Origin of the sequence: Paenibacillus sp. FSL H7-0940 (assembly GCF_037979415.1) — a bacterium.
GTDB classification, from domain to species: Bacteria; Bacillota; Bacilli; order Paenibacillales; family Paenibacillaceae; genus Paenibacillus; species Paenibacillus amylolyticus.
The window spans coordinates 1195742-1219504 of sequence record NZ_CP150280.1 but is presented as its reverse complement, the minus strand read 5'-3'; the positions used below and the strand labels follow the sequence as shown (position 1 = coordinate 1219504).

Here is a 23763-nt window from a genome sequence, read left to right as displayed (position 1 = left end):
TTCTTTTCTCGTCTAGTATGGCACTCTGAATAGGAAAAAATTCACGTCTGACCTAAAAATCCCATTTGATATTTGTTTGGAAACTGTTTTATTCACCATTTATCTAAAAACAATGCGCAAAAAAACCGACTCCACTGATGGGTGTCGGTTAGGATGAGCTTGCAAATTAGAGTGAAGAATCCGTATTATCGTCTTCATTGTCAAATTGACTTGCATCATCTGTTGGATCAGCACTTTCCGGTTCCAGTTGTTGCAAATCCAGTTTGTTGAACAACAGTTGTGTCTCTTCCTCCAGGTTTTCGGAATCTTCGAACAAGCCCGGTTCCGGAAGGTCTTTAATTGAAGCCAGTCCGAAATAATCCAGGAATGACTTGGTTGTTCCGTACAGAATTGGTCGTCCGATCGCCTCGGCTCGTCCCACTTCAATAATTAGATCCTTATTCACAAGCGTATGGATGGCCCGCTCCGATTTTACACCGCGGATTTCCTCAATCTCTACCCGTGTAATGGGCTGCCGGTACGCTACAATAGCCAGCGTCTCCAGAGCCGCTTGGGATAAGGACGTACGCGCGGGAGAGTATGCCAGTTTCTCGAAATATACAGCGTGGTCAGGCAAGGTGCCCAACTGAACTACACCCGCGATCTTGAGAATCTGTACACCTCGTCCCTGCTGTGAAAATTCATGAATCATCTCCTCAATCGCGTCCGTTACAAGTTCCACTCGTTGGTCGACGATCTCGGCGATTTGTTTGATACTCAGACCTTCTTCTCCGGACAAAAACAGCAGGCCTTCAATAATCGATTTCAATTTCGGAAAATCCATGATTCTTTGTTTCCCCTCTCCACTCCATAACAATATCCTCAAACATCCGTTCCTGATAACAGACAATCTGCTTCATCTTCATCAGTTCCAGCACCGCCAGAAAAGTGACAACAATCTCATGGCGATAGATATGCTCATCCATCAACTTGGAGAATAACAGTCTGCCTCCCGGCCCCATACTTTCCAAAGCGCCGATGACATCCCGTATCCGGTCTTTAACCGAAATCTCATCCCGTTTGATTCGAGTTACAGTTGTGCGCTTCTCAGCCTTGCGTAGCGCCTTCTGAAAGGCTGCAATCAGGTCAGAGGTGTGTAAACCCTCAACCGGATTCGATTGGGCTTCTACGGGCATATAGGGGCGCAGATCCTCGGGCTCTTTGGAAAATATAAGGCTGCGTTCCCACTCCCGTTCATGAAGATGACGCGCAATTCCCTTGTATTTGCGATATTCTATCAGACGTGCAATCAGCTCTGCACGTGGATCATAATCTTCTTCTTCCATAAAATCATAATCCTCGAAGTCCTCAATGACCGGTGGTTTGGGCAATAAAAGTTTGCTCTTGATCGCCAGCAATGTTGCTGCCATGACCAGAAATTCACTCGTAATATCCAGTTCCAGTTCCTGCATCGAATGCAGATACGCCATGTATTGATCGGTAATATCGCTGATGGGAATATCCTGGATATGAATTTCAGCCTTATCAATCAGATGAAGCAGCAGATCCAAAGGCCCTTCAAAAGTCTCCAGTTTGTATGTAACTACCGTCACTAGACGAATCCTCCCGCCAGAAAAATACAAAACCCTGCTAAGCCGTCCGAATCCGGTTTCCCGTGTTCGTCTGCGCAAAGCAGGGCACTACTATTAAATAAGCACTATTTTAGCTGTTTCGTCAAGTTTGCCATCTCAATTGCCGCCGTAGCTGCATCCCAACCTTTGTTACCCGCCTTGGTTCCGGCACGTTCAATCGCTTGTTCAATATTTTCTGTTGTAACCAGTCCAAAGATCGTAGGCACGCCAGTTTTCAGGTTAATTGCTGCTACCCCTTTAGCCATCTCGTTGCACACATAATCGTAATGCGTAGTTGATCCACGAATAACGGTTCCCAGGGTAATCACCGCATCATACTTGCCGCTCTCCGCCATTTTCTGCGCAATCAAAGGGATTTCGAACGCACCTGGAACCCAGGCTACATCCACTTCATCATCCTGCACGCCGTGGCGTTTGAATGCATCGAGTGCTGCGCTAAGCAATTTACTGGTAATGAATTCGTTAAAACGTCCAACGACAACTCCATATCTGGATCCTTCTGATACTAAATGTCCTTCAAAAAATTGTGGCATTCAAGTCATCTCCCTAACGGTATAATGTAATGTAAGTAACGGAAATTCCTAAGTAATCTCTTCCATAAATTACATGGTGAACGTTATTCATCTAAAATATATTTACTGTTCGTTCTGCTCGATATCATCAAACTTGAGCATATGCCCCAGCTTGGCTTGCTTGGTATGAAGATACACCGTATTGTCCTCGTTCTCCTCCATCTGGATCGCGACACGCTCTACGACTTCAAGTCCATATCCTTCAAGGCCTTTAATTTTACGAGGGTTGTTAGTTAGCAGTCTGATCTGACGAACCCCAAGGTCTTTCAGAATTTGAGCGCCAATTCCGTAATCACGCAAGTCAGCAGCAAAACCCAAACTCAGGTTTGCATCAACAGTATCCATACCTTCCTCTTGCAGCTTATAGGCTTTGAGTTTGTTGATCAGGCCAATACCCCGACCCTCTTGTCTCATATATAAAAGTACGCCATTGCCTTCCTCGTGAATCTGTTTGAGTGCCGCATCAAACTGCGGACCACAGTCACAACGATGCGAATGGAACACATCACCTGTCAAACATTCAGAGTGCACTCGTACAAGCACAGGTTTCGAACCATCAATTTCTCCTTTGACCAGAGCCACATGTTCCTTATTGTCCACAGCATTTGTATAAGCCACCGCTTGAAACTCACCAAAGTCCGTTGGCATACGCACAGCTACTTCACGTTGAACCAGCTGCTCTTTTTCGTTACGGTAACGAATCATGTCCTGAATACTGATCAGCTTCAGATCATGTTTGCGGGCAATCTCCTGCAGATCCGGAAGTCTGGCCATCGTGCCATCTTCCTTAATCACTTCACAGATAACGCCAGCAGGGTAGGAACCACACATGATAGCGAGATCTACAGCCGCTTCCGTATGTCCGGCACGCCGAAGTACACCGCCGTCTTTTGCAATCAGCGGGAACATGTGACCAGGCTTACGGAAGTCTCCGGCTTTCGCTTCAGGATCGATCAGACCTTTCACGGTAATAGAGCGTTCATGTGTCGAGATACCTGTTGTTGTATCTTTGTGATCCACAGAGACGGTGAAGGCTGTTCCATGGAAATCCGTATTTTGTTGAACCATCGGTTTCAGGTTAAGTTCGTCCGCACGTTGTTGTGTAATCGGAACACAGACCAGACCTCTACCTTCAGTAATCATGAAATTAATGACTTCAGGCGTCGCCTTTTCGGCCAAAGCGATAAAATCGCCTTCATTCTCCCGATCTTCATCATCCACAACAATGACGGGTTTACCACGCATGAGATCATATATGGCTTCTTCTATTGTGTCCAGAATGGATTGTTCTGACATTGGTCCACCTCCAGTTAATTTCTGTTCTCTATTTATGCAAATCCGTGATTGGAGAGAAAATCTTCACTGATACTGCGCGGCTTGCCAGTACCCGTCTCCCGATGTCCTCTCCCATACTGGAGCAGATGATCCACATATTTGCCCAAAATATCGCATTCGATATTAATGGTATCCCCTGTCTTTTTCACATTTAGTACAGTTTCACCAATGGTATGCGGGATAATGGAAACCGTGAATGCGGTATCCGATGTATGGACAACGGTCAAGCTAATGCCATCCAGTGTAACCGATCCTTTGGGGATCAGATATTTGAACAACTGGTGATCATCAGGCTTGATCTCAAACACAATTGCATTCTGATCACGTGTTATACTGCCAATCACTCCAGTACCATCGACATGACCCTGAACGATATGTCCGCCAAAACGACCGCCTGATTGCATGGCCCGCTCCAGATTAACTTTACTGCCAGATTGCAGCTGACTGAGATTGGTATGGCGATAGGTTTCAGGCATTACATCGGCGGTAAAACCTCCACCTTCGAGCGTTGTCGCAGTTAAGCACACGCCGTTCACTGCTACACTATCACCAATCTTCAGATCGTCCATGATGGCGGAAGCTCCGATATTCAGGACCATCGCTTCGCCTTTCCGACCAATACGCCGGATCTGACCGACTTCTTCCACCAAACCGGTAAACATGCTGCCGCCTCCCTTTTTCAAGTTATAAAGAACCTAACTTTCTACTTTCAAATCCATTTATTTATTCAGGCCACACCGGAATACCGCCAATGCTGATATTATCTCCAACTTGTTCAATCTCCAACTGATTCAATTGAATCGCCTGATTCATACGTTCCACACCCTCGAAGCGGAAGCTTCCAGGTGTATCATAACCGCCTACAATCTTCGGAGCGATAAACATGAGCAGTCGATCAACCAACCGTGCCTCCAGCATAGCTCCATTCAAGGTACCTCCACCTTCAAGCAAAATTGAACCAATGTCACGCTCACCCAACTTGCTAAGTCCGTTTAACAGATCCACACGTGGTCCAGGACCACAGCGTATAATCTCGACGCCGTAGGCTTCCAAACGTTCAGCAGCTTCAGGACTGGCTTCGTCTGTTGTCAGCACCCATGTTGGAGCAAGACCATCCTTAACCATTTTGGCACCTACGGGAAGACGTAACTTGGAATCCACTACAATGCGCACTGGACTAATGCCTTCGACTTGCAAACGGGTTGTTAGTTCCGGATTATCGGCGATTACCGTGTCGACGCCAACCATGATTCCCTGGTGACGATGACGAAGGGCATGCACAATCTCACGAGCGGGCTCGTTAGAGATCCACTTGCTGTCTCCGCTGCGAGTAGCAATTTTGCCATCCAGAGTAGTTGCCGTTTTCAGTGTCACGAAAGGTAGACCCGTTGTGATAAATTTAATGAACTTTTCATTCATACGTCTTCCACGCTCACGCAGTACGCCAACTTCAACTTCAATGCCTTGTTGACGAAGCATGCTTATGCCCCTGCCGGATACTTGCGGATTTGGATCTTCACAACATACCACAACACGTTTCACCTTTTCATGAATCAGGCGTTCACTACAAGGTGGCGTCTTGCCATAATGACTACAAGGCTCAAGTGTAACGTATACCGTACTTCCTTCTGCATCACTGCCTGCCATGTTAAGTGCATGCACCTCTGCATGACCGGTTCCACGTTTCAGATGGCTCCCCAGGCCTACAATACGACCTTCTTTCACAACTACACATCCAACGACCGGATTAATCCCCGTCTGTCCCTGTGCTCGTTCCGCCATATCCAATGCCAGTGCCATATAAAATTCATCATTGATCATTTCCAAATCCGTTCACCCCGCGGTTTAAAGTCTTGTTTATTAAAAAATCCCCGTCGAACAATCAGTTCGATGGGGATGATGAGAGACAAATGTCACCAGCAGGAGTGAAATGGATACAGCACGCCAACACTTTGCCCAAAACTTCATTTCGGGCAAGTGAAAATAGACACATACCTTAATGAACATCAATTACAGGTAAAGAGCTTTTATAGTGCGGCATATGTATGGAACTGTCCGGCGTAACCGGATCTTCCCTGCACAGTGCAAGACATCACAAATCGTGACTGTGCAGCAATACTCCTGCTGAATGCAAACCTGTTAGGTCTGCACCTCTCCTTCTCCCATCCAGACTATACTGTCGGTTCTGGAATTACACCAGATCAGCCATCTGCCAATGGCAGACAGGTCACGGACTTTGCATCAAGTGCTGGACTCATAGGTCCTTACACTTCCTGCATCACCGCCGGTAGGGAATTGCACCCTGCCCTGAAGGATTGCTTTCGTTATTACTTGGATGTTAGCACTTTAATGCCAAAAAATCAATTGTTTTTTGTTCCTTTTTGTCACATACTAACTTTTAATAAGCTAAGAAACAACAAAAACCGCTTCCTCTCAAGGAGGCACGGTTTTTGCTTGGAGGCCCATTTCACATCCATCGCATCATTCTACATATCAGGAAAACACCAGCTCGCCATATGCTTTAATTCTTTGGCATTATGGAATGGAGTGCGATCAGGTTCTTGCAGGGGCGAAGTCGGAAGCGGGAACTCTCTTGCCACCCTTCTGACCCAACTTGTGGAATCGATCGCAATAGCCGAGCATTTCCAGCGTCCATTCGCTCTCGGTCGAAACGTCCCATGCAAATCTGCTTTTCCCGGCATCTCTGGGAAGACTCCATCCAGATATTCAACGATGACGCGCTTGTCTCTGACTTCATGACAATATACAGTCACCCATACACCTTCCCGGACCCGAACAGCATACACATCTCCAGACTGTACCTCCCCGGTACCTGCATCAGGTGATGCCTTTGGTACTTTTCCGCGAACACTTCTCTTCTTCTCCAATGCCCCTAAGATCGTGTCCTTTACAGCTGGACTCTCACCAGGCTTATCCGCAAGTGATATATTATTCAGATCAAAATCATGAAATATCTTGTTCAGGTTGTTCTCATTAATTCCGACAGATGAATCCCACCACGCCAGAGGGGCCTGCACTTCCACCCGCACATTGGGGCGTGCGTCACGCTGCATGTAAGAGGTGAATTCCGTGATCATTCCAGGATGTTCCGGCGTATCCAATATGCCAATCAGAGCTAACGTCTCAAGTAAATCACGGTAGGCATATTCCTTCTGTGTAGGCAAAAGACGTTCCTTCTTGAGCGCTACTGCTGCCTTGCTGTAACGTGTTTTGGGAGGTAATTCGCGTAGCACCGTTAACACCGCACGGAATGTCCAGCGGTCGTACTCATTGGGTATTGGAAGCTCCTGCGCGGTAGCCAGCTCTCGAAGTGCCAACACATATCCAAAAGGATCACCGTCCAACGGTGTTCCATTGGTCATCCGCCAATACCATTGTAGCGTTGTGTCGGTTGCTTGATCTACACTTAATCCGCAGATCTTACAAGTGTTCGAAGATGGATATGGCGTATGTTCATGGCTTGGCATACTGCTCGCAATAAGCTTGCCCGTAAGCAACGAACGCCAGATCATGGGTGCTGACCACAAAGAGGATACAAAGGCCTGCGCTGCATCATTGATCGTCCATTGATTCGCAACTTTTTTCAGCTCAGTAATCGTCTCATCATGTTGCGGACGTACAAAGCGATTCGGTTCATGCCCGGCTGCCTCAAGCGCTTCTCGATCCTTTACGGATAGACTATCCGGAACGACATGGCGCGATGCCTGCAATTCTTCATCCCACAACGTGCGCTCACTATAAATTTGTTTTAACAAGCTTAGCTGAGTAACCATATCCAAGGTTTTATTCATCCTTTCTAATTATGGATCTCGAATACGTGACATATGAAAAATAAAAAAAGTGCTTCTATAAAAGAAGCACTTCATGTTTGGATCCAGTTAAGGTGAAGGTATTAAGCTTCTACAACTTCAACAGTTTCCATTTTGTCTTTACCTTCTAAAGCGTCCACGAACTCCATACCTTTAGTTACTTTACCAAATACAGTATGTTGTCCATCCAAATGTGGTTGCGGTTGGTAGCAGATGTAGAACTGGCTTCCACCTGTGTTACGGCCAGCATGTGCCATAGCAAGTGTTCCGCGCTCATGTTTGTTTGGGTTAATTTCACAGTTGATTGTGTAACCTGGGCCACCTGCACCGGAACCGTTAGGGCATCCGCCTTGAGCTACAAAGCCCGGGATAACGCGGTGGAATGTAAGACCATTGTAGAAACCGGAGTTAGCCAGTTTCTCAAAGTTTGCTACTGTGTTTGGAGCTTCTTGATCGAACAGATCGATCAGAACTTCTCCGCCGTTTGCCAATTTAATTTTCGCTTGTTTCGCCATATGTAAATGACTCCTTTCGTATTGACCATCGTTAATGGTGCCAGAACGCATGACCCTGGGCCAAGCATTACAGCACTTTTCTTAGTGTACACCGAAAATGTCTGGATCGCAAAAAAAACAGCAACTTTTTTCATGATTTAGCTCAAATACGCAAAAAGCAGACGAAAAAGGAAGGTCCCTTTTCATCTGCTTCAACTGCAAAATCCCTATATCTTGAATAATGCAGAAACGCATTATCTTTTGACGAATTAGCGAGTTACTGGCTGTTTTCCAATGCGCGCAGGTACCAGGTCATTCTGGATGATATCCTGATACGTCTCACGGCGTACCACGACATCTCCTTGACCGTCTTTGACAAATACAACGGCTGGACGACGAATCCGGTTGTAGTTGCTCGCCATGGAGTAGTTATACGCACCTGTGCAAGCTACAGCGAGTAGGTCGCCACTTTCCACTTTTGGCAGGTCCAGATCCCAGATCAACATATCGCCACTCTCGCAACATTTACCCGCAACAGATACTGTTTCCTGAGCAGCCTCATTCGCACGGTTGGCAAGCACAGCTTCATATTTGGATTCATACAAAGCAGGACGTGGGTTATCAGTCATACCACCATCAACGGCAACATATTTACGCACGCCTGGAATGTCTTTGCTTGTTCCAACGGTATACAGCGTTGTTCCCGCTTCACCCACGATGCTGCGGCCTGGCTCAACCCAGATCTCAGGTACGGCATAGCCGATTTGAGCAAAATGATTTTTAACGGCGTCTGTAATAGCCTTCACGTATTGTGCAACTTCAAGTGGCGTATCTCCATCGATATAACGGATTCCGAATCCCCCACCAAGGTTAACCACTTTGAAAGCAACATTAAGACGCTCATATACACTTGCTGCAAATTCAGCAACACGTTGAACAGCCATCTGGAAGCCTTCAACTTCGAAGATTTGGGAACCGATGTGGGAATGCACACCGAGCAATACCAGATTAGACTGCTTGGAAGCCAAGTCAATCGCTTCAAATGCTGTACCATTGCCGATATCAAATCCAAATTTCGAATCCGTCTGACCTGTAGAAATATATTCATGCGTATGTGCCTCAACACCAGGCGTCACACGAAGCAAAATGTTTACTTTACGATTTTTGTCCGCTGCTACAGCCTGCAACAGATGCAATTCATTGAAGTTATCAACAACAAAGCATCCAATCTCTGCATCAAGAGCCATTTCGATCTCTTCCAGCGTTTTGTTGTTACCGTGGAAGTGAATGCGCTCAGCCGGGAATCCTGCTTGCAGTGCAGTAAACAGTTCACCGTCAGATACAACATCCAAGGAAAGTCCTTCTTCAGCTGCAAGGGCACACATCGCCATTACACAGAATGCTTTACTTGCGTAAGCAACCTGGAAGCCCAGTCCGGAAGCACGGAATGCTTCCATGTACTCTCTGCAACGCTCACGAACCAATTGCTCGTCCACAACGTACAGGGGAGTTCCAAACTGTTCTTTCAGATCTGTTGCATCAACTCCGCCAATCTCCAGATGCCCTTGCGCATTTATTTTACTTGTACCATGTAAATACATAATCTGCATTCCTCACTTTTTATATACTGGAACAATTGATATTCCAATGATTTTACACCAGTATATCAAATTAGGCAGCGAGATGAATGGATTTTTTGGAAGATCATTTGTGTTTTTTACTTTTTTGCAGTTCCCCGTCCGGATCATCGGACATTTTGGTGTTGTCACGGGTTTTATTGAATGATGGACGTTTTTTATTTTCCAGCAGCGGAAGCCGGAATAAAAAGTTGCCCAAGGCCTTTGCATTAAACGGTATAAAAGGCCAGAGATACGAAGAATTGTACGACCGGTGAACGGTGAGCGCCAATATGAGTAATGTACAGCCCACGACCAACCCCGGAACCTTGAATATCGCAACAGCGACTAGCAGAACCAGCCTGACCAGCCTATTGGCGAGACCCAATTCGTAACTTGGCGTGGCAAACATACCGATGGCTGCGATGGCCATATAGAGCACAACCTCATTGACAAAGTATCCTGTTTTCACCGCGATATCCCCGACTAGAATGGCCGCGATTAAGCCCATAGCCGATGCCAGAGGTGTAGGCGTATGGACCGCTGCCATACGTAATAAATCGACGCCCAGTTCGATCAGTAGAAACTGTAGAATCAGCGGTAGCTTTACATTTTCCTGTGGACCAATGAAGTCAAGTCCCATCGGTTTAATCGAAGGGTCAATAACCATGAGAAGCCATAATGGTAGCAAAAACAACGAGATGAGAATCCCTGCAAAACGCACCCATCGTAAATATGTTCCCATCAAGGCCGTCTGTCTGTTCTCCTCCGCATGCTCACATAGGTCGAAAAAGGTCGTTGGTAGAATCATCACACTGGGGGAAGTGTCTACGAAAATGACGACTCGTCCTTCCAGCAAATGAGAAGCTGTAACATCTGGTCGTTCCGAATAACGAACGAGTGGGAACGGATTCCAACCCTTGTTGATAATCGCTTCCTCCAGCTGTTTATCGGCTGCGGGAATACCATCGATATCTACTCGCTGAATTTTTTCACGAACTGAATCGACCTGCACTTTATCCACAATATCATCAATATACACCACGCAGACATCGGTTTGTGTTCTCCGCCCTACCTGCATAATCTCAAACTTCAGTCCCGGGTCGCGTATTCTGCGACGCACCAGGGTCACGTTAGTCAGGAGTGTTTCGGTAAAGCCGTCTCTGGAACCTCGGACTACCCTTTCCAAGGAAGGTTCTTCGGGTGAACGTACTGGATAACTCCGGGTATCCATAATTAAGACCGAGCGATCTCCTTCAACGAACATTGCGCTCATACCGGTAAGGACCTTGTTGATGACAGCACTCATCTTCTCGACTTTTTCCACCTGAATGTGGGGAATGTAACATTCAAAATAGGATTTGAGTGCATGTCCTGAGACATCATCCGGCGTGAGATAGGTTAATCTTTTCAAGACTTCAAGCAAAATCTCATCCTTGGCAAAGCCGGTGATCATCAGCAATCCAACGTGCTTACCACCTAGGACCATTTCCCTCATATTCACGTCGAACGATTCTCCAAGCCCCAGTACCTGTTGCAGTGTATATCTATTCTCACTCATGCGTGGGGAGATATCATCGTTTTCCTGCCAATATTGTACGGATTCCTCAATGCTGTCGGACATCTCATTTTGTTTTTTCTTATTGTACGCTTTCTCCTCTTCTTCCTTCTGAATCTCATAAGCAGACTTGTGTAACATCTCTTCCGTTATACCTTCACTATTTTCCTGGCCTGTGTGCTCCGTTCGTTCATCCATCTTCCATCCTCCTATGGCCACGAGTTACCGCTGATATATGAAAAAATCAAACAGGGAACCTGTCATTTTGCCCAAAATCATGGCGAGCAGTAATCCAAATAAATAAGGTTTCATGCCCAATCGTTTGGCTAGCACGGGCAGTACATTGAGTACCTCAGTGAGCGCTGCGGCCAGTAGACCGATGAACACGCCACAGAACAAACCAACGATTGGGCTGAGCAGTAGCACCCCATGCATTTTCCAATGCCAGAAGTCCGCCACCGTCCCGAGCAGTGAACCACCAATTAGCGCCCCTTCGTACCAGTGAGTTTTGTCATACGATTGCGTAAGTTGAGCCAACCTGGGAATCATATCGAGCACCAGAATGAGCGCAATTACGCCGCTCCCTACGGCAATCCCCCCTGCAATACCCAATACAATGCTGATTGCTCCATTAAGAACGCTCATCCGCATTCATCTCCCTGCGTTCCTGCTCGTGCATCCGTTCACTTTCTTCAATCACCACATATTTATCTACATTTTGCTGGTATAGGAACATCTCTACTTCCAGCGGGGTAGGCTCCTCATTCCACTTTTTCTTAAACAAATGATTAAAAAATACTGCCATTCCGAATCCAATGCCAATGGAATACGCCACTTGAAACAGATAGGGATGTTCGTCCCGATGCCCAGTAAGCATCTCCACAATACGAATTTGTACTTCCTGCATGTTCACATCGGCATGAAAATTCATAATGGTTAAGGCCGATCCGAAGAACAGCAGCAGCCAAACCAATATGAACAGAGACTTGGAAGGTTGACCATTTCCCGCAATGACTTCAACCAACGTATGGCCTGATCCTATCAGTTCCACACTTACCTCCGGCAAGATGTGCCGAATTCGGGGAATTATCTGCAATATATCAATGAGGATCAGATTGCCATCCTCCGGTCCAGGGCGTAGCAGTTCAAGCTCCAGTAGCCTGACCTCTTGGTCTTCTGAAGAGGTCAGTACATGTGCAATGTCTCCAAGCTTGACTGCTCTGCCCCTCTGGATGCGAATACGGCTGCGCAGACGAATATAGACCATTGGAGTGGGTGTCTGGGACATCCATAGCACTCCTTTACTGCGTAATTTAGGTTAGTATTTGAAGAATGTGCAAATTTATTACAAACGGGTTGGAAAAAAGGTGGAAGGCTGAGTTGGCGCTGCGGGATGGATCGGTCATTGGTCGCTGTTATCCCCGGATTTCTTGAACTCTCCTTTTCAAGGAGGAAATCCGGTGCTAAAGGCGAACGCTTCGCTCCTTTTGACCGATTCCATCCCTCCGCTGCCCATCGTCCTCCCGTTTCCAAACGTTTGAAATAAATATGCTGGGGAGGTGGCAGGAAGGGAATTGAAAGATGAGCTTTTTGGGGTTATTTTGCTCAAAATTCTATGATGTTGGAGTTGTCTTCTGGGACCGTCTAGACTACAGTTGTGTAGAAATTTGGAGACAAAGGCGCACGCTTCGCTTCTTCAGGTCTAATCTGCCGCCTGCGTTGCTTATGTATCCTTAGGTGAACGCTCACGCTTCACTCCTTTTGACCGATTCCATCCCTCCGCTACCAGTCGTCATCCCGTTTCCAAACGTTTGAAATAAATATGCTGGAGGAGTAGGCAGAAAGGGAATTGAAAGAAGACCTTTTTGGGGTTATTTTGCTCAAAATTCAATGACTTGTGAAGATAGCTTCTGGATATTAATTTTAGAAATTTGGGGATTTGAAGCGCAACTGAGTGTGAAGCATTATTTTACATATCAAAAAAAGTCGCCGTATGGGCGACTCTTCGGTATTTAGATTGGTTCACGGATCATGAACATTATCTCAAGAATTATTTTCTTTGTCTCTTTGACTCAATTCCCTTCCTAAATCGTAAAGGGGTTGAATTCATTGTTTTGCGGAATTGGTTAATGTAATAACTCGTGCTGTTAAAACCGACCTCATAGGCAATTTCGGTGATGCTACGCTTGGAGGATTGCAATAGTTCGATGCTTCTTTGGATGCGGTACTCAATCACATATTGCATGGGTGTGGTTTTCAGGATTTGCTTGAAATAACGGCATGTCTCCGATCGACTTAACTGTCCAGCCTTTGCAATACCTTCAAGCTTAATTGGATCGGCATAATTGAGATTAATCCATTGCAACATGTCTTTCATTCGGTTGTTTCTGCTCATCTCTGATGGATCATGTTCAAGAGAATATCCGTTCATAATCAGCAGTTTCCACATATTAAGCACCGCCGAAGCAATATTCACTTCGTAAAAAGGAACTTGGTGCACTAGCTCCTTTCTAATCCATGCAACAGCATCCAAGATCTGTTCTCCCCAAGCGTTAGCTCTTTCGATATACAGAAAAGGCAAATTAGTTGCTGTTACATATGGATGTACGTACTTTATATACAAATCCGATGGCATGATAACGTGTGGGGACAAATTCAGACATAAATAAATGCAGTTCTCGCTCACCCCGTGATCTTCGGCCATATGCATTATTCCACTGTTGATAAAAACCCCGTCACCTTTGGACAAAATCATCTTTTGATCGTTGATATGAAACAACGCCGTACCCTGAAGAACGGCAACAAACTGCAATTCATCATGCCAGTGGAGAGGAATATGTCCGTGAACATTTTGAACAATGGTTGTCTCATAACAGGCTATAGATAATGTATCGGTACGGTGTTGCGTCATTTCTTTCAAATGTTGATCAATGATAAATTCGATCTTCTGCATGGCCCTCATCTCAATATAGTTATATTTTTAAGTGTAATATTGATATAAATGTATCGTATTTCTCTTTAATATAACACTATTCTTATATTTAAGGTGAGGCGAACAAGAATGACAACTTCTGCAAAATCCAAAATTTCAGGCATCGTGCTCGTTCTGACGGGAGCCATCTGCTGGGGCATTGGGGGGACGGTATCTCAAAAATTGTTTCAGCTGGATGGAATTGAGGTCAATTGGTATGTCACTGTACGATTGTTGATTGCTGGGTTACTATTACTGGTTATTCAATCGTTTACAAATGGAAGATTTCAGATTTTTGATGTATGGAGAAATAAAAAAACCGCTGGGCAGATGATCATTTTTGGATTGGTGGGCATGCTTGCCGTTCAGTATACGTACATGGCATCCATTAAACACGGCAATTCAGCGGTGGCTACACTCCTACAGTACCTGTCCCCTGTCATGATCATGATTTACATCGCACTCCGTAAGCAGTCGGTCCTCACACGCAATGACCTTGCATGCGCCGTTCTGGCTCTCAGTGGGTGTTTTCTCCTGCTCACGAATGGCTCGCTTACGCAGTTATCTGTCTCCTCGCTTGCAGTGATATGGGGGCTGTTATCTGGGGTTTCAGCTGCATTTTATACGCTGTATGCCGTGCAACTGATTAAAAAATTCGATTCACTTGTTGTGGTCGGCTGGGCTATGATCATCGGTGGTTTGGGAATGGGTTTTATTCACCCGCCCTGGAAAATGAATTTTGCTAACATCACGCTTGAAACCTACGGTTATTTGATATTTACGATCCTTTTTGGAACCATGATTGCTTTTTGGTTTTACATTGCGAGTCTCAAAAGTCTTACACCCCAGGAAACTAGCCTGCTCGGGAGCGCAGAGCCGCTTGCTGCTGTTGGAACAACCGTCATATGGCTCCATGAACCTTTTGGCTTCTATCAATGGATTGGTATGGCATGTATTCTTGGCATGATGCTGGTCATGCAGTCCAATCGTTCGGAATCTCCCCGTATTAACAACAAATAACCTCCCTCGCCATAATGCGCGATAGAAGGTTGTTAGTTGTCGTATATTGGTGTATAAACGCCAATACTGTTGGTGCAACCCATGAAATCACTGCGCGATCTGGTCGCGGATGGATTGCAGTATTTTTTTCTCCAGACGTGATACCTGCACCTGAGATATTCCCAGCCTGCTGGCAACCTCGGACTGGGTCTGATCTCGGTAATACCGAAGATAAACGATTAATCGCTCCCGCTCGCTGAGACCACCGATGGCTTCGTTCAGAGCCAGCTTGTCAAACCAACGTTCCTGAGACTCGTCGGCAATCTGATCCATTAACGTAATGGGATCACCGTCATTCTCAAATACCGTCTCATGGATGGAGGTCGGTGGTTTGTTCGCTTCCTGGGCAAATACAACTTCCTCCGGGGTTACCCCCAGCTCTGCGGCAACTTCCTTAATCGTTGGTAAACGATCCAGATGTTTGGACAGTTCGTCCCTTTTTTTGCGGACTTTATTCGCCATCTCTTTCAGTGAACGACTGACCTTAAGGGTACCGTCATCCCGCAGGAATCGCTGGATTTCTCCGATGATCATCGGTACCGCGTAGGTTGAAAACTTCACGTCATAACTGAGATCGAATTTGTCCACTGACTTGAGCAGACCGATACAACCAATCTGGAACAGATCTTCCGGATCATATCCCCTGTTCATAAAACGCTGTACGACGGACCAGACGAGTCTGATGTTGCAGTTCACCAGCGTATCCCGTGAGACATGGTCACCCGACTGACTGAGCGCAATCAGCCGTTTGACCTCGGCATCGTCCAAATAGGTCTGTGAAGATGGTTTCACTTCAGCATCCATAAGAACACCAACCCCTAATTATACAATGCTTTCTTGGATTCAATCCTTTTTTTCATCTTGATGGAGGTGCCTCTGCCGGGCTCACTGCTGACTTCGAATTCATCCATAAAGTTTTCCATAATGGTGAAGCCCATGCCCGACCGCTCAAGTTCGGGTTTGGACGTATATAGCGGCTGCTTGGCCAGTTCAAGATCTTCGATTCCTTCACCGCGGTCTTCCACGATGATAGTGATCATGTCTTCCCGAATCTCCGCCTGGATGGACACCACACCCTCGGAGTTGTTGTTGTATCCGTGGATGATGCTGTTGGTCACGGCTTCCGAAATGACCGTCTTCAGGTCACTGAGCTCGTCCATCGTTGGATCAAGCTGGGAGATAAACGCAGCAACGGTTACCCGTGCAAACGACTCATTCTCTGACTTGGCCGCGAATTGCAGATTCATGAAATTTGTCCCTGTTCCTTCATTCATGAGACGACCTCCAGACCTGAGAGAGCAGTTCCCTCATTTTCGTATATCGGCATAATCTTAAACAGCCCCGACATTTCCAGCAAACGGTACACTGGCGAATTGACGTCACAGACCACCATCTTGCCACCTTTATTCTTAATGAGCTTGTATCTTCCCAAAATGACACCCAGACCTGAACTGTCCATAAATTGCAGATCTTTCAGGCTGAGTACGAGATGCTCGCTTTGTCTCCGCTGGATGGCTTCATCCATTTGCATCCGTACCATGTCAGCTGTATGGTGATCCAGCTCCCCGGATAATCGTACAATCAGAATCCCGCGATGGTGTTCCATTTCCACATGCAAGTTCACGTTTGCTCACTCTCCTCCCTGTCTTAGAACAAGGATTTCTACGCTTCCGAAGGCTTTTCCTGCCCCCCGACAAAACTAGAAGAAAACCCCTATTTAACTACAAAATATGTTCGAAGGATACGTGCAACTCGCAGAAATCGCCGTTTAGTCAAACAGATTGGACGTTGTCCGCTTAAACAGCTTCCACCAGCCCGCCTTATTCACATCCTGCGGAGCCTGAATGTCGAACTCCTTAATGACGTCATTACCCTGATAAACCACCAGTTTACCTATACTTTGCCCGGCTTTGATCGGAGCTTTCAATTCTTTGGCGACCAGCAATTCATGCCGGATGTCATTGGATTTGGCTCCTTTGCGCATCAGCACACTATAATTTTGCGTGGCATTCAGAGGCAATTCGGCAACTTCACCTTTTTCGATCTTCAGACTTCCCAGCAGATCCCCTGCCTTGTAGAGCGCCTTCATCGTATATTGACTAAACGCATAGTCAAACATCGAAGACACTTCACTGTTCCGTGTTTTGGTATTTGGTTCACCGAGTACCACGGAAACGACACGTAGTCCGTCCTTGGACGCTGTTGCGGAGAGACAGAACTTCGCTTCGGATGTGTAACCTGTTTTCAAACCATCTGCCCCTTCATAAAAACGAACCAGCTTGTTTGTATTCACCAGCCAGAAGGGCTTTTCCGTATCTTTGCGAAGGTAATCCTGATATGCACCGGTGTACTTCGTAATCCCGGAATGTTTCAGCAGTTCACGGCTCATGACGGCAATGTCATGGGCGGAAGAATAATGATTATCGACCGGAAGGCCGTTACAGTTGGCAAAATGAGTATCCTTCATGCCAAGCTCCTTCGCCCGCTCATTCATCAGCTGCACAAAGGCTTCTTCCGAGCCAGCGATCTTCTCAGCCATCGCTACCGAGGCATCATTGCCCGAAGCCATCGCGATCCCTTTTAACATATCGTCGACCGTCATTTCTTCCCCAGGCTCCAGAAAGATCTGCGAACCGCCCATGGAAGCTGCGTATTCGCTCGTTCTTACTTTGTCGGTCAGCTTCAGCTTGCCTGAGTCGATCGCTTCGATTGTAAGCAGCATGGTCATAATCTTTGTAATGCTCGCCGGAGGCAGCTGATCATGACTGTTTTTCTCATAAATGACCGTTCCCGTGTCTGCATCCATTAAGATCGCAGAGCGCGCCGACGGGGCCAGATCAGTTCCTCCCGCTGCCTTCGGTGTTTCTTCAGCTAATGCCGTTGATGCCAAAAGGGACAGCAGGATACAAAGGGTCATGAACGATGCCATTATTCTTTTCTTCACAAGGTTACCTCCTCAAATGACTTGCTTACTGCATGTTCCATGCATGTACTGCTAATCATTGTCGGCCCGTTTCCAGTAAATTATTCCATGTAAAGCATGATTTCCCGAACTTTTATTGAAAATGTGGTCATAGTCAAAAAAACGCACTGTACTCAAGGAATGAGTAACCGTACGTTCAACACAACAAAAAAAGGTTACCCCCCGATGATTTCTCATCCAAAGAGGTAACCTTATCTACTCAAATCTTGCTTACATTTGTGGAATAACTGCCACTACCAGCGCCAGGAACGACTCACGCACACGTTCCGTCGTCTCCATAACCTCATCATGTGACAGTGGCTGGTCCAGAATTCCGGCAGCCATGTTGCTGATACAGGAAATACCGAGTACTTCCAGGCCCGCGTGGCGTGCCACAATCACTTCAGATACAGTGGACATGCCCACTGCGTCTGCGCCCAGTGTACGCAGCATTCTGATCTCTGCCGGTGTCTCATAGTTCGGACCGAGCATACCTGCGTATACCCCTTCACGTACGTTAAAACCTTGTGATGCAGCCGTATCCTTCGCCAGCGCACGCAATCGGCGGCTATATGCTTCGGACAGATCCGGGAAACGCACGCCCAGTGCAGCGTCATTTGGTCCGATCAGTGGATTTTTGCCTGTGAGATTCAAGTGATCCGAGATCAGCATCAAGTCTCCAGCTTCATACGACGTATTCACGCCGCCTGCAGCATTGGTTACAAGCAGGCTGCTTACACCCAGTTCTTTCATAACCCGTACCGGGAAAGCTGTCAATTCCGGACCATATCCTTCGTACATATGGAAACGGCCTTTCATCATCACGACTGGACGACCTTTAATGGTTCCGACCAATAGTTCACCTTCATGTCCTTCTACTGTGGACACTGGAAAATGCGGAATATCCTGATAAGCAATACTTACGCCATCTTCAATCAGTTCTGCCAGTACGCCAAGACCCGAACCCAAAATCAAACCGACTTCCGGCTTGATGGAGCTTTTGCTTTGAATATAAGATGCTGCTTCCGAAATCATTTGTTGGTTTAATGCTGTCATGCGATGTATGTTCCTCCTTGAGTTAAAACGATCCGTCTTATGTATAACGGCGTTTGGATGTATTCAATTTATTTTATCCTAAATCGGCCCAATGTTCCGCATTTATTTGTGAATGCCATGCGTCAAAATCTATCTTGCCCTCGGATGATGGGTTTCATAGATTTCTTTCATGGTTTTGCGACCATGATTGCCATATTGTTGTCCAGGCTGCTCCACGTGACCCAGCATGTCTTGAACCGCACGTGTATCCGCCCCATTGGCAATCAGGTGTGCTGCAAACGAATGACGAAGGGTATGCGGCGTAATTTCTTCCGAGATTCCCGCATCCACCGCCGCTTTTTTGAGCAGCTTCCAGAAGCCCTGCCGGGTTAAACGTCTACCAGATACATTCACGAATAGTGCCTGCTCGTCCGAATCGGTTTTGAGCAACTTGTTGCGGAATTCCTCCACATATACACTTGCCCAATGTGCAGCTGGTGCACCAATGGGAAGGATACGTTCCTTGCCCGCCCCACCGCATCGTATAAAGCGCATCCCTGGCTGTACATCCCGAATGTCAAGGGCAATCAGTTCCGAGACCCTAATGCCTGTAGCATATAACAGTTCAAGCATCGCTCGATCTCTCACACCCTGCGGTGAACGAGTATCAGGCGCTGTCAAAAGTTGTTCGATCTCTTGGATACTTAACACCTGTGGTGGCGTCTTGTCCGCCTTGGGAGCTTCCACATCAAACGTAGGGTCCTGTATAATATCACCCCGTCGCATCAAAAAATGAAAGTAGGAGCGCAGAGATACGATGCTGCGGGCAATGGTTGCATTGGCACGTCCTGCTTGTTTGAGCTGACCTGCAAACAGGACGACATGTGTACGTCTGACCTGGTCGGCTTCGCGTATGCCATATTCCTTATCTGCAAATTCAATGAACTTGTCCACGTCTCGGAGATACGATTCAAGCGTGCTGCTCGACATCCCTTTATCATCTTCCAAGTATAAGGCATAGGCGTGTATCGTCTGTTTCATGTACAACGCTCCTCAACTGACAGATCTGCCGCTCTGGCAGACTGCTCCCGTATTTGCATCCCTGGCTGTTCGAAGCTACTCCCCGTACCAATAGAACAAACGGAGACGCTCTGCCATCGTAGGACGTCCTTCTCCATTACCCGGCCAATCCGTTTCCTGAAATACTTTGATTGCATTGCCAGTTGGCATCTGATACTGATCCACAGGTGAGATCCAGCCATTAAACAGATCCAGAACATGATAGAACAAATAAACTAATGCAGCAAAAAATATAATAAATCGAATAAAACGGAGCCCTCTCCGCACTGATATAATCATGGGCGCGTCCCCTCCTGATTCGAATCCGGTAATGTCCTTGAATCAGGGTATGTCCATAAACACAGGTTTATGCCATTTGGGCGAAACTCCAGATCATGTCCGGTGCCAAAAAAGCTCTCCCGTCAAAACCGCCGGTGAGAGCTTGAAGATATGCTATGTTATTCTTCATCTTTGGGTTTCTGTTCATTTTTAGCTTTGCAACGATAACAAATTCCATGAAAGTCCAGTCGGTGATCTACTACCGAAAAGTTGAATTCCCGCTCCAAACGCTCTTCAAGCGGTCCAAGCCAGTCTTCACGTATTTCATCCATACTTCCGCATTGAACACAGATTAAGTGATGATGGTGATGCTTGGATGTATCTCCGCGCAGATCATAACGCGCTACACCGTCGCCGAAGTTGATTTTCTCTACAACATGCAGCTCACTCAGCAGTTCGAGGGTACGGTACACGGTTGCCAGACCGATTTCGGGAGCCTTTTCTTTAACGAGCATGAATACATCTTCTGCGCTCAGATGATCTTCTTCATTCTCAAGAAGTACTCTTAAGGTGGCTTCCCGCTGGGGCGTTAATTTATATCCTTGGGACTGTAGTTGCTGCTTAATTTTATCAATCCGTGCTTCCATTTTCTCCCTCCCCCTAGGAAATCACTGCACACTGCAACTTAACCCACTCTTTTCATTATAGGGGGAGTGCGTAATTAAAGTCAACATTTTACACTATACGGTACACGTTAGGCCGGTAGTAACATTGGCGTGACCCAACGCATCATCGCAGGTGTAACCCATGTTTCAAAAGACGCCACACCGAGCAGCAGTGCAGCCATAACCAAAGTTAACACTATATATGAAGCAAAAGGCCTTTGTCGACCAGGTGTTCGCTGCATCAAAACACGATTGCGAATGATGTATAACGAGAACGTCATCGCCGCTACACTGCAGATCAGGAGGATCGGAATGACAAATAGATTATGCGGTGCCACGGACACCAGTGCAAACAGCAACCCTTTCCAGGAATACTGTCCAACAAGGTACCCCACTGTGAATCCAATGAGCACACCTTTCAAAAAATCCAGAACCAGTATACCGGGTAGTCCAACGACGGATAAACCCAGAATAAAGATCAGACCCACCCATTTCAGATGGAGCATGGCAATGTCCCAATATGCCCCGGTCTCAGTCACTTGTGCACTGTGCTGCACGGTCATGAAGAAATTACCGAGATAGCCCTCCAAATCCTGGCGTTGCTCGAGAGACAATGCGTTCACCATGAGCGCGCCAAAAATGACGCCGACCAGAAACAAGACGGCCACGAATACATATAACGAAGTCTGACCTTTAAATGTAAAGTAGGAAGAGCGCATACAGGTACGAGTCCCCTTTCCGGTATCATGCTGCAAGGATTTTCATTTACATCCTCATAGTCATTCTTATGAACCGGAATGCACCTGTATGACTTCTTGTCCAGATTGGACCTCTGTATAGCGAAAGCTATATGAGTTGAACTAAAGATTATTTACACCGGTCACTCCGAGGCTTTTTCCTGAACAGCAACCTTTCCGTACGTACCGCCACCTCCGGAGGACAGCTCCAGTTGTCCGTTCCGTGCAGCCACAATCAAGCCTGCCAGCACAGGTCCAACAACCGCAGCAAGCTCTTCCTCACGCGTGCGATGAAGTACGTTCATTTCTGTACCAAAATGGTCCAGTAGCTGGCGCAGTTTGGCTTTGCCAAGTCCCGGAATAAACTCCAGTGGTACCTGATAATGATAGGCTGGTCTGTTTGCAGGAACATGAGGACTCTCCCGATCAGAGATCGCCAGGATGCGATCCAGCACCCCCTGCACCAGCTTCAGACTGCCACAGTGCGGACAGCGCTCTGCTGACATCGCTTGCTCATCCATAATGCTGCCACATGCTGCACAGTAGGTACGATGATATTTGCCCAGCCTTGGATTCAGTCCATAATTGGCAGCTATGCTCCTGCCGGCTTCTCCTTGAAGTGCCATACGGAATTCATCAAAAGAAGGGGCAGCAACTTGCAGTTCGTTATACTCCCGTCCAATCTTACCGAGTGAATGAGCATCCGAATTGGTCAGAAAAGGGACATGATCCAACTCCCGAATATAACTGGCCATGGATGAGTCCGAGCTTAACCCCAGCTCTACCGCATCCACGAGGCTAGTATCCAGCACTTCGCCCATACGGGGGGCTGTACTGCCATAGATGCCTTTATGCGGTGTAAATACATGTGCAGGAACAATAAGTCCCCCACGTGCCTTAATCTCCGCCTGCATCTCAAGAGCGGGCACGTAGACCCGCTGAGAACTGAGATTCACATTTTTCATATAACGTTTCATCCAGTCCGTGAAGGACTTCATCGTTTTCAGATCACGGAAGTACGCCAGCATATGGAACTCACGCATTCCAGGCTCGCGCAGCTCAATCTCTGTACCCAACAGAATGGTCGTATCCTGGTAGGCAATACCGCCGCCCTCAATCTCGGACATGGTACCACTCTCCAGCAATTGCTCGATATCCATCTGAACAACCGGAGAATGACAATCAATAACACCAAGCAAATGAATTCCTTTGCGATCCGATGCTTCCCGGGCAATATTCTCAAATGTCAGATCACGACTGCCGCTGATTTTAACAGCCTCACCCCGAGAGGTTCGTCCAATGTGGATATGCAGGTCTGTATAACAGGGCTCCCACGTCGTGGACGTTTCCAGTTCGTCTTGCATGCCTAGAACCGTCCTGTCGTTCTGTAAAGGTCCCACGCGTACACGGCCATCATCGTTTTGGCATCGCTAATCCGGTTCTCGTCCATAAGCGCATAGGCTTCCTCCAGAGTTATTTCGGCAACTTCAAGGAATTCATCTTCGTCCAGCGCCATGTCCCCTGCTTCCAACTCTTCAGCGATGTAAAGATGAATGATCTCATCTGCGAACCCCGGTGACGTGTAAAACGAACGCAAATGACGCAGCGACTTGGCTACATATCCCGTCTCTTCTCGCAATTCACGTGCTGCGGCAACCTCTGGCTCTTCTCCCGGGTCCAGTTTTCCCGCAGGAATCTCCACTTCGGTGCGTCCCATTGCCTGACGATACTGATCCACAACAAGCATGCGATCCCCATTCAGAGCGAGTACAGCTACCGCTCCAGGGTGCCGGATTATCTCACGTGTAGCCGTCTGGCCATTCGGTAGTTTAACGGTATCGACTTGAAGCGAAATCACTTTGCCCTCGAAGATTGGCTTAGTGGATACGGTCACTTCATCCAGTTTTGGATTGGCAGGTTGCGCCGCGTGGATGGATTGGGCAGATTGATTTGGTTTCAT

At 46.9% G+C, this 23763-nt stretch carries 25 protein-coding genes and 1 riboswitch; of the genes, 1 reads left to right on the top strand and 24 read right to left on the bottom strand.

The window, feature by feature from the left end; genetic code table 11:
• Positions 1–166: 166 nt before the first annotated feature.
• The 13 genes from scpB to MHB71_RS05390 form a co-directional block, all read right to left on the bottom strand.
• Positions 167–823, bottom strand: a complete 657-nt coding sequence (gene scpB, locus MHB71_RS05450) for an SMC-Scp complex subunit ScpB (protein ID WP_127551004.1) — start codon at positions 821–823, stop codon at positions 167–169.
• Positions 792–1592 carry a segregation/condensation protein A gene (locus tag MHB71_RS05445; protein WP_127551006.1) on the bottom strand — a complete coding sequence of 267 codons (801 nt, stop codon included), beginning with the start codon at positions 1590–1592 and terminating at the stop codon, positions 792–794. Before MHB71_RS05445 ends, scpB begins: the two co-directional genes overlap by 32 nt.
• 104 nt (positions 1593–1696) lie before the next feature.
• The gene (ribE, locus tag MHB71_RS05440) at positions 1697–2164 is read right to left on the bottom strand and encodes a 6,7-dimethyl-8-ribityllumazine synthase (protein WP_017687651.1); all 468 of its coding nucleotides are present in this window, start codon (positions 2162–2164) and stop codon (positions 1697–1699) included.
• Positions 2165–2266: 102 nt separating this feature from the next.
• Positions 2267–3499, bottom strand: a complete 1233-nt coding sequence (locus MHB71_RS05435; protein ID WP_340029031.1) for a bifunctional 3,4-dihydroxy-2-butanone-4-phosphate synthase/GTP cyclohydrolase II — start codon at positions 3497–3499, stop codon at positions 2267–2269.
• Positions 3500–3531: 32 nt separating this feature from the next.
• Positions 3532–4200 (bottom strand): riboflavin synthase, encoded by a 669-nt coding sequence (gene ribE / locus MHB71_RS05430; RefSeq protein ID WP_127551008.1) that lies wholly within the window; start codon positions 4198–4200, stop codon positions 3532–3534.
• A gap of 61 nt (positions 4201–4261) precedes the next feature.
• Positions 4262–5365 carry a bifunctional diaminohydroxyphosphoribosylaminopyrimidine deaminase/5-amino-6-(5-phosphoribosylamino)uracil reductase RibD gene (ribD, locus tag MHB71_RS05425; RefSeq protein ID WP_036607842.1) on the bottom strand — a complete coding sequence of 368 codons (1104 nt, stop codon included), beginning with the start codon at positions 5363–5365 and terminating at the stop codon, positions 4262–4264.
• A 323-nt stretch (positions 5366–5688) separates the two neighbouring features.
• Positions 5689–5857: riboswitch (FMN riboswitch) on the bottom strand.
• A gap of 167 nt (positions 5858–6024) precedes the next feature.
• On the bottom strand, positions 6025–7332 hold the full coding sequence (locus MHB71_RS05420; RefSeq protein ID WP_340030128.1) for a hypothetical protein: 1308 nt from the start codon (positions 7330–7332) through the stop codon (positions 6025–6027).
• A gap of 119 nt (positions 7333–7451) precedes the next feature.
• On the bottom strand, positions 7452–7883 hold the full coding sequence (locus MHB71_RS05415; protein ID WP_017687646.1) for a peptidylprolyl isomerase: 432 nt from the start codon (positions 7881–7883) through the stop codon (positions 7452–7454).
• A gap of 248 nt (positions 7884–8131) precedes the next feature.
• Entirely contained in the window at positions 8132–9463 is a 1332-nt protein-coding gene (gene lysA, locus MHB71_RS05410; protein WP_017687645.1) for a diaminopimelate decarboxylase, read from the bottom strand.
• A 103-nt stretch (positions 9464–9566) separates the two neighbouring features.
• On the bottom strand, positions 9567–11234 hold the full coding sequence (locus tag MHB71_RS05405; protein WP_017687644.1) for a spore germination protein: 1668 nt from the start codon (positions 11232–11234) through the stop codon (positions 9567–9569).
• 24 nt (positions 11235–11258) lie between these two features.
• Entirely contained in the window at positions 11259–11687 is a 429-nt protein-coding gene (locus MHB71_RS05400; protein WP_026080996.1) for a stage V sporulation protein AB, read from the bottom strand.
• Positions 11668–12324, bottom strand: coding sequence for a stage V sporulation protein AA (locus MHB71_RS05395; RefSeq protein WP_036607850.1), 657 nt, complete (start codon positions 12322–12324; stop codon positions 11668–11670). The genes MHB71_RS05400 and MHB71_RS05395 overlap by 20 nt, the downstream gene beginning before the upstream one ends.
• 762 nt (positions 12325–13086) lie before the next feature.
• Complete coding sequence (locus tag MHB71_RS05390; RefSeq protein WP_340029030.1) at positions 13087–13989, bottom strand: AraC family transcriptional regulator; 903 nt, start codon at positions 13987–13989, stop codon at positions 13087–13089.
• Positions 13990–14097: 108 nt separating this feature from the next.
• Between MHB71_RS05390 and MHB71_RS05385 the strand changes: the two genes are divergently transcribed.
• A complete protein-coding gene (locus MHB71_RS05385; RefSeq protein ID WP_340029029.1) occupies positions 14098–15027 on the top strand; it encodes an EamA family transporter in 930 nt (309 codons plus the stop codon).
• Between the two features lie 87 nt (positions 15028–15114).
• On the opposite strand, the gene sigF is transcribed toward MHB71_RS05385, so the two are convergent.
• From sigF to MHB71_RS05330, 11 genes are all read right to left on the bottom strand, one after another.
• Entirely contained in the window at positions 15115–15870 is a 756-nt protein-coding gene (sigF, locus tag MHB71_RS05380) for an RNA polymerase sporulation sigma factor SigF (protein WP_036607856.1), read from the bottom strand.
• A gap of 14 nt (positions 15871–15884) precedes the next feature.
• Positions 15885–16340 carry an anti-sigma F factor gene (gene spoIIAB, locus MHB71_RS05375; protein ID WP_036672324.1) on the bottom strand — a complete coding sequence of 152 codons (456 nt, stop codon included), beginning with the start codon at positions 16338–16340 and terminating at the stop codon, positions 15885–15887.
• Positions 16337–16690: an anti-sigma F factor antagonist gene (gene spoIIAA / locus MHB71_RS05370; protein WP_017687636.1), complete on the bottom strand. Its 354-nt coding sequence runs from the start codon at positions 16688–16690 to the stop codon at positions 16337–16339. Before spoIIAA ends, spoIIAB begins: the two co-directional genes overlap by 4 nt.
• A gap of 144 nt (positions 16691–16834) precedes the next feature.
• Positions 16835–18010 (bottom strand): D-alanyl-D-alanine carboxypeptidase family protein, encoded by a 1176-nt coding sequence (locus MHB71_RS05365; RefSeq protein WP_340029028.1) that lies wholly within the window; start codon positions 18008–18010, stop codon positions 16835–16837.
• Between the two features lie 249 nt (positions 18011–18259).
• Entirely contained in the window at positions 18260–19084 is an 825-nt protein-coding gene (locus MHB71_RS05360) for a purine-nucleoside phosphorylase (protein ID WP_036607861.1), read from the bottom strand.
• Between the two features lie 129 nt (positions 19085–19213).
• A complete protein-coding gene (locus MHB71_RS05355) occupies positions 19214–20104 on the bottom strand; it encodes a tyrosine recombinase (protein ID WP_036607863.1) in 891 nt (296 codons plus the stop codon).
• A 75-nt stretch (positions 20105–20179) separates the two neighbouring features.
• Positions 20180–20422 carry a DUF4227 family protein gene (locus MHB71_RS05350; protein ID WP_017687632.1) on the bottom strand — a complete coding sequence of 81 codons (243 nt, stop codon included), beginning with the start codon at positions 20420–20422 and terminating at the stop codon, positions 20180–20182.
• 158 nt (positions 20423–20580) lie between these two features.
• Positions 20581–21048: a Fur family transcriptional regulator gene (locus tag MHB71_RS05345; protein WP_036607866.1), complete on the bottom strand. Its 468-nt coding sequence runs from the start codon at positions 21046–21048 to the stop codon at positions 20581–20583.
• Between the two features lie 107 nt (positions 21049–21155).
• Positions 21156–21785: a stage II sporulation protein M gene (spoIIM, locus tag MHB71_RS05340; protein ID WP_017687629.1), complete on the bottom strand. Its 630-nt coding sequence runs from the start codon at positions 21783–21785 to the stop codon at positions 21156–21158.
• Positions 21786–21946: 161 nt separating this feature from the next.
• The gene (locus MHB71_RS05335) at positions 21947–23167 is read right to left on the bottom strand and encodes an endonuclease Q family protein (protein WP_340029027.1); all 1221 of its coding nucleotides are present in this window, start codon (positions 23165–23167) and stop codon (positions 21947–21949) included.
• Positions 23168–23169: 2 nt separating this feature from the next.
• Positions 23170–23763 carry an NUDIX hydrolase gene (locus tag MHB71_RS05330; RefSeq protein WP_051447058.1) on the bottom strand — a complete coding sequence of 198 codons (594 nt, stop codon included), beginning with the start codon at positions 23761–23763 and terminating at the stop codon, positions 23170–23172.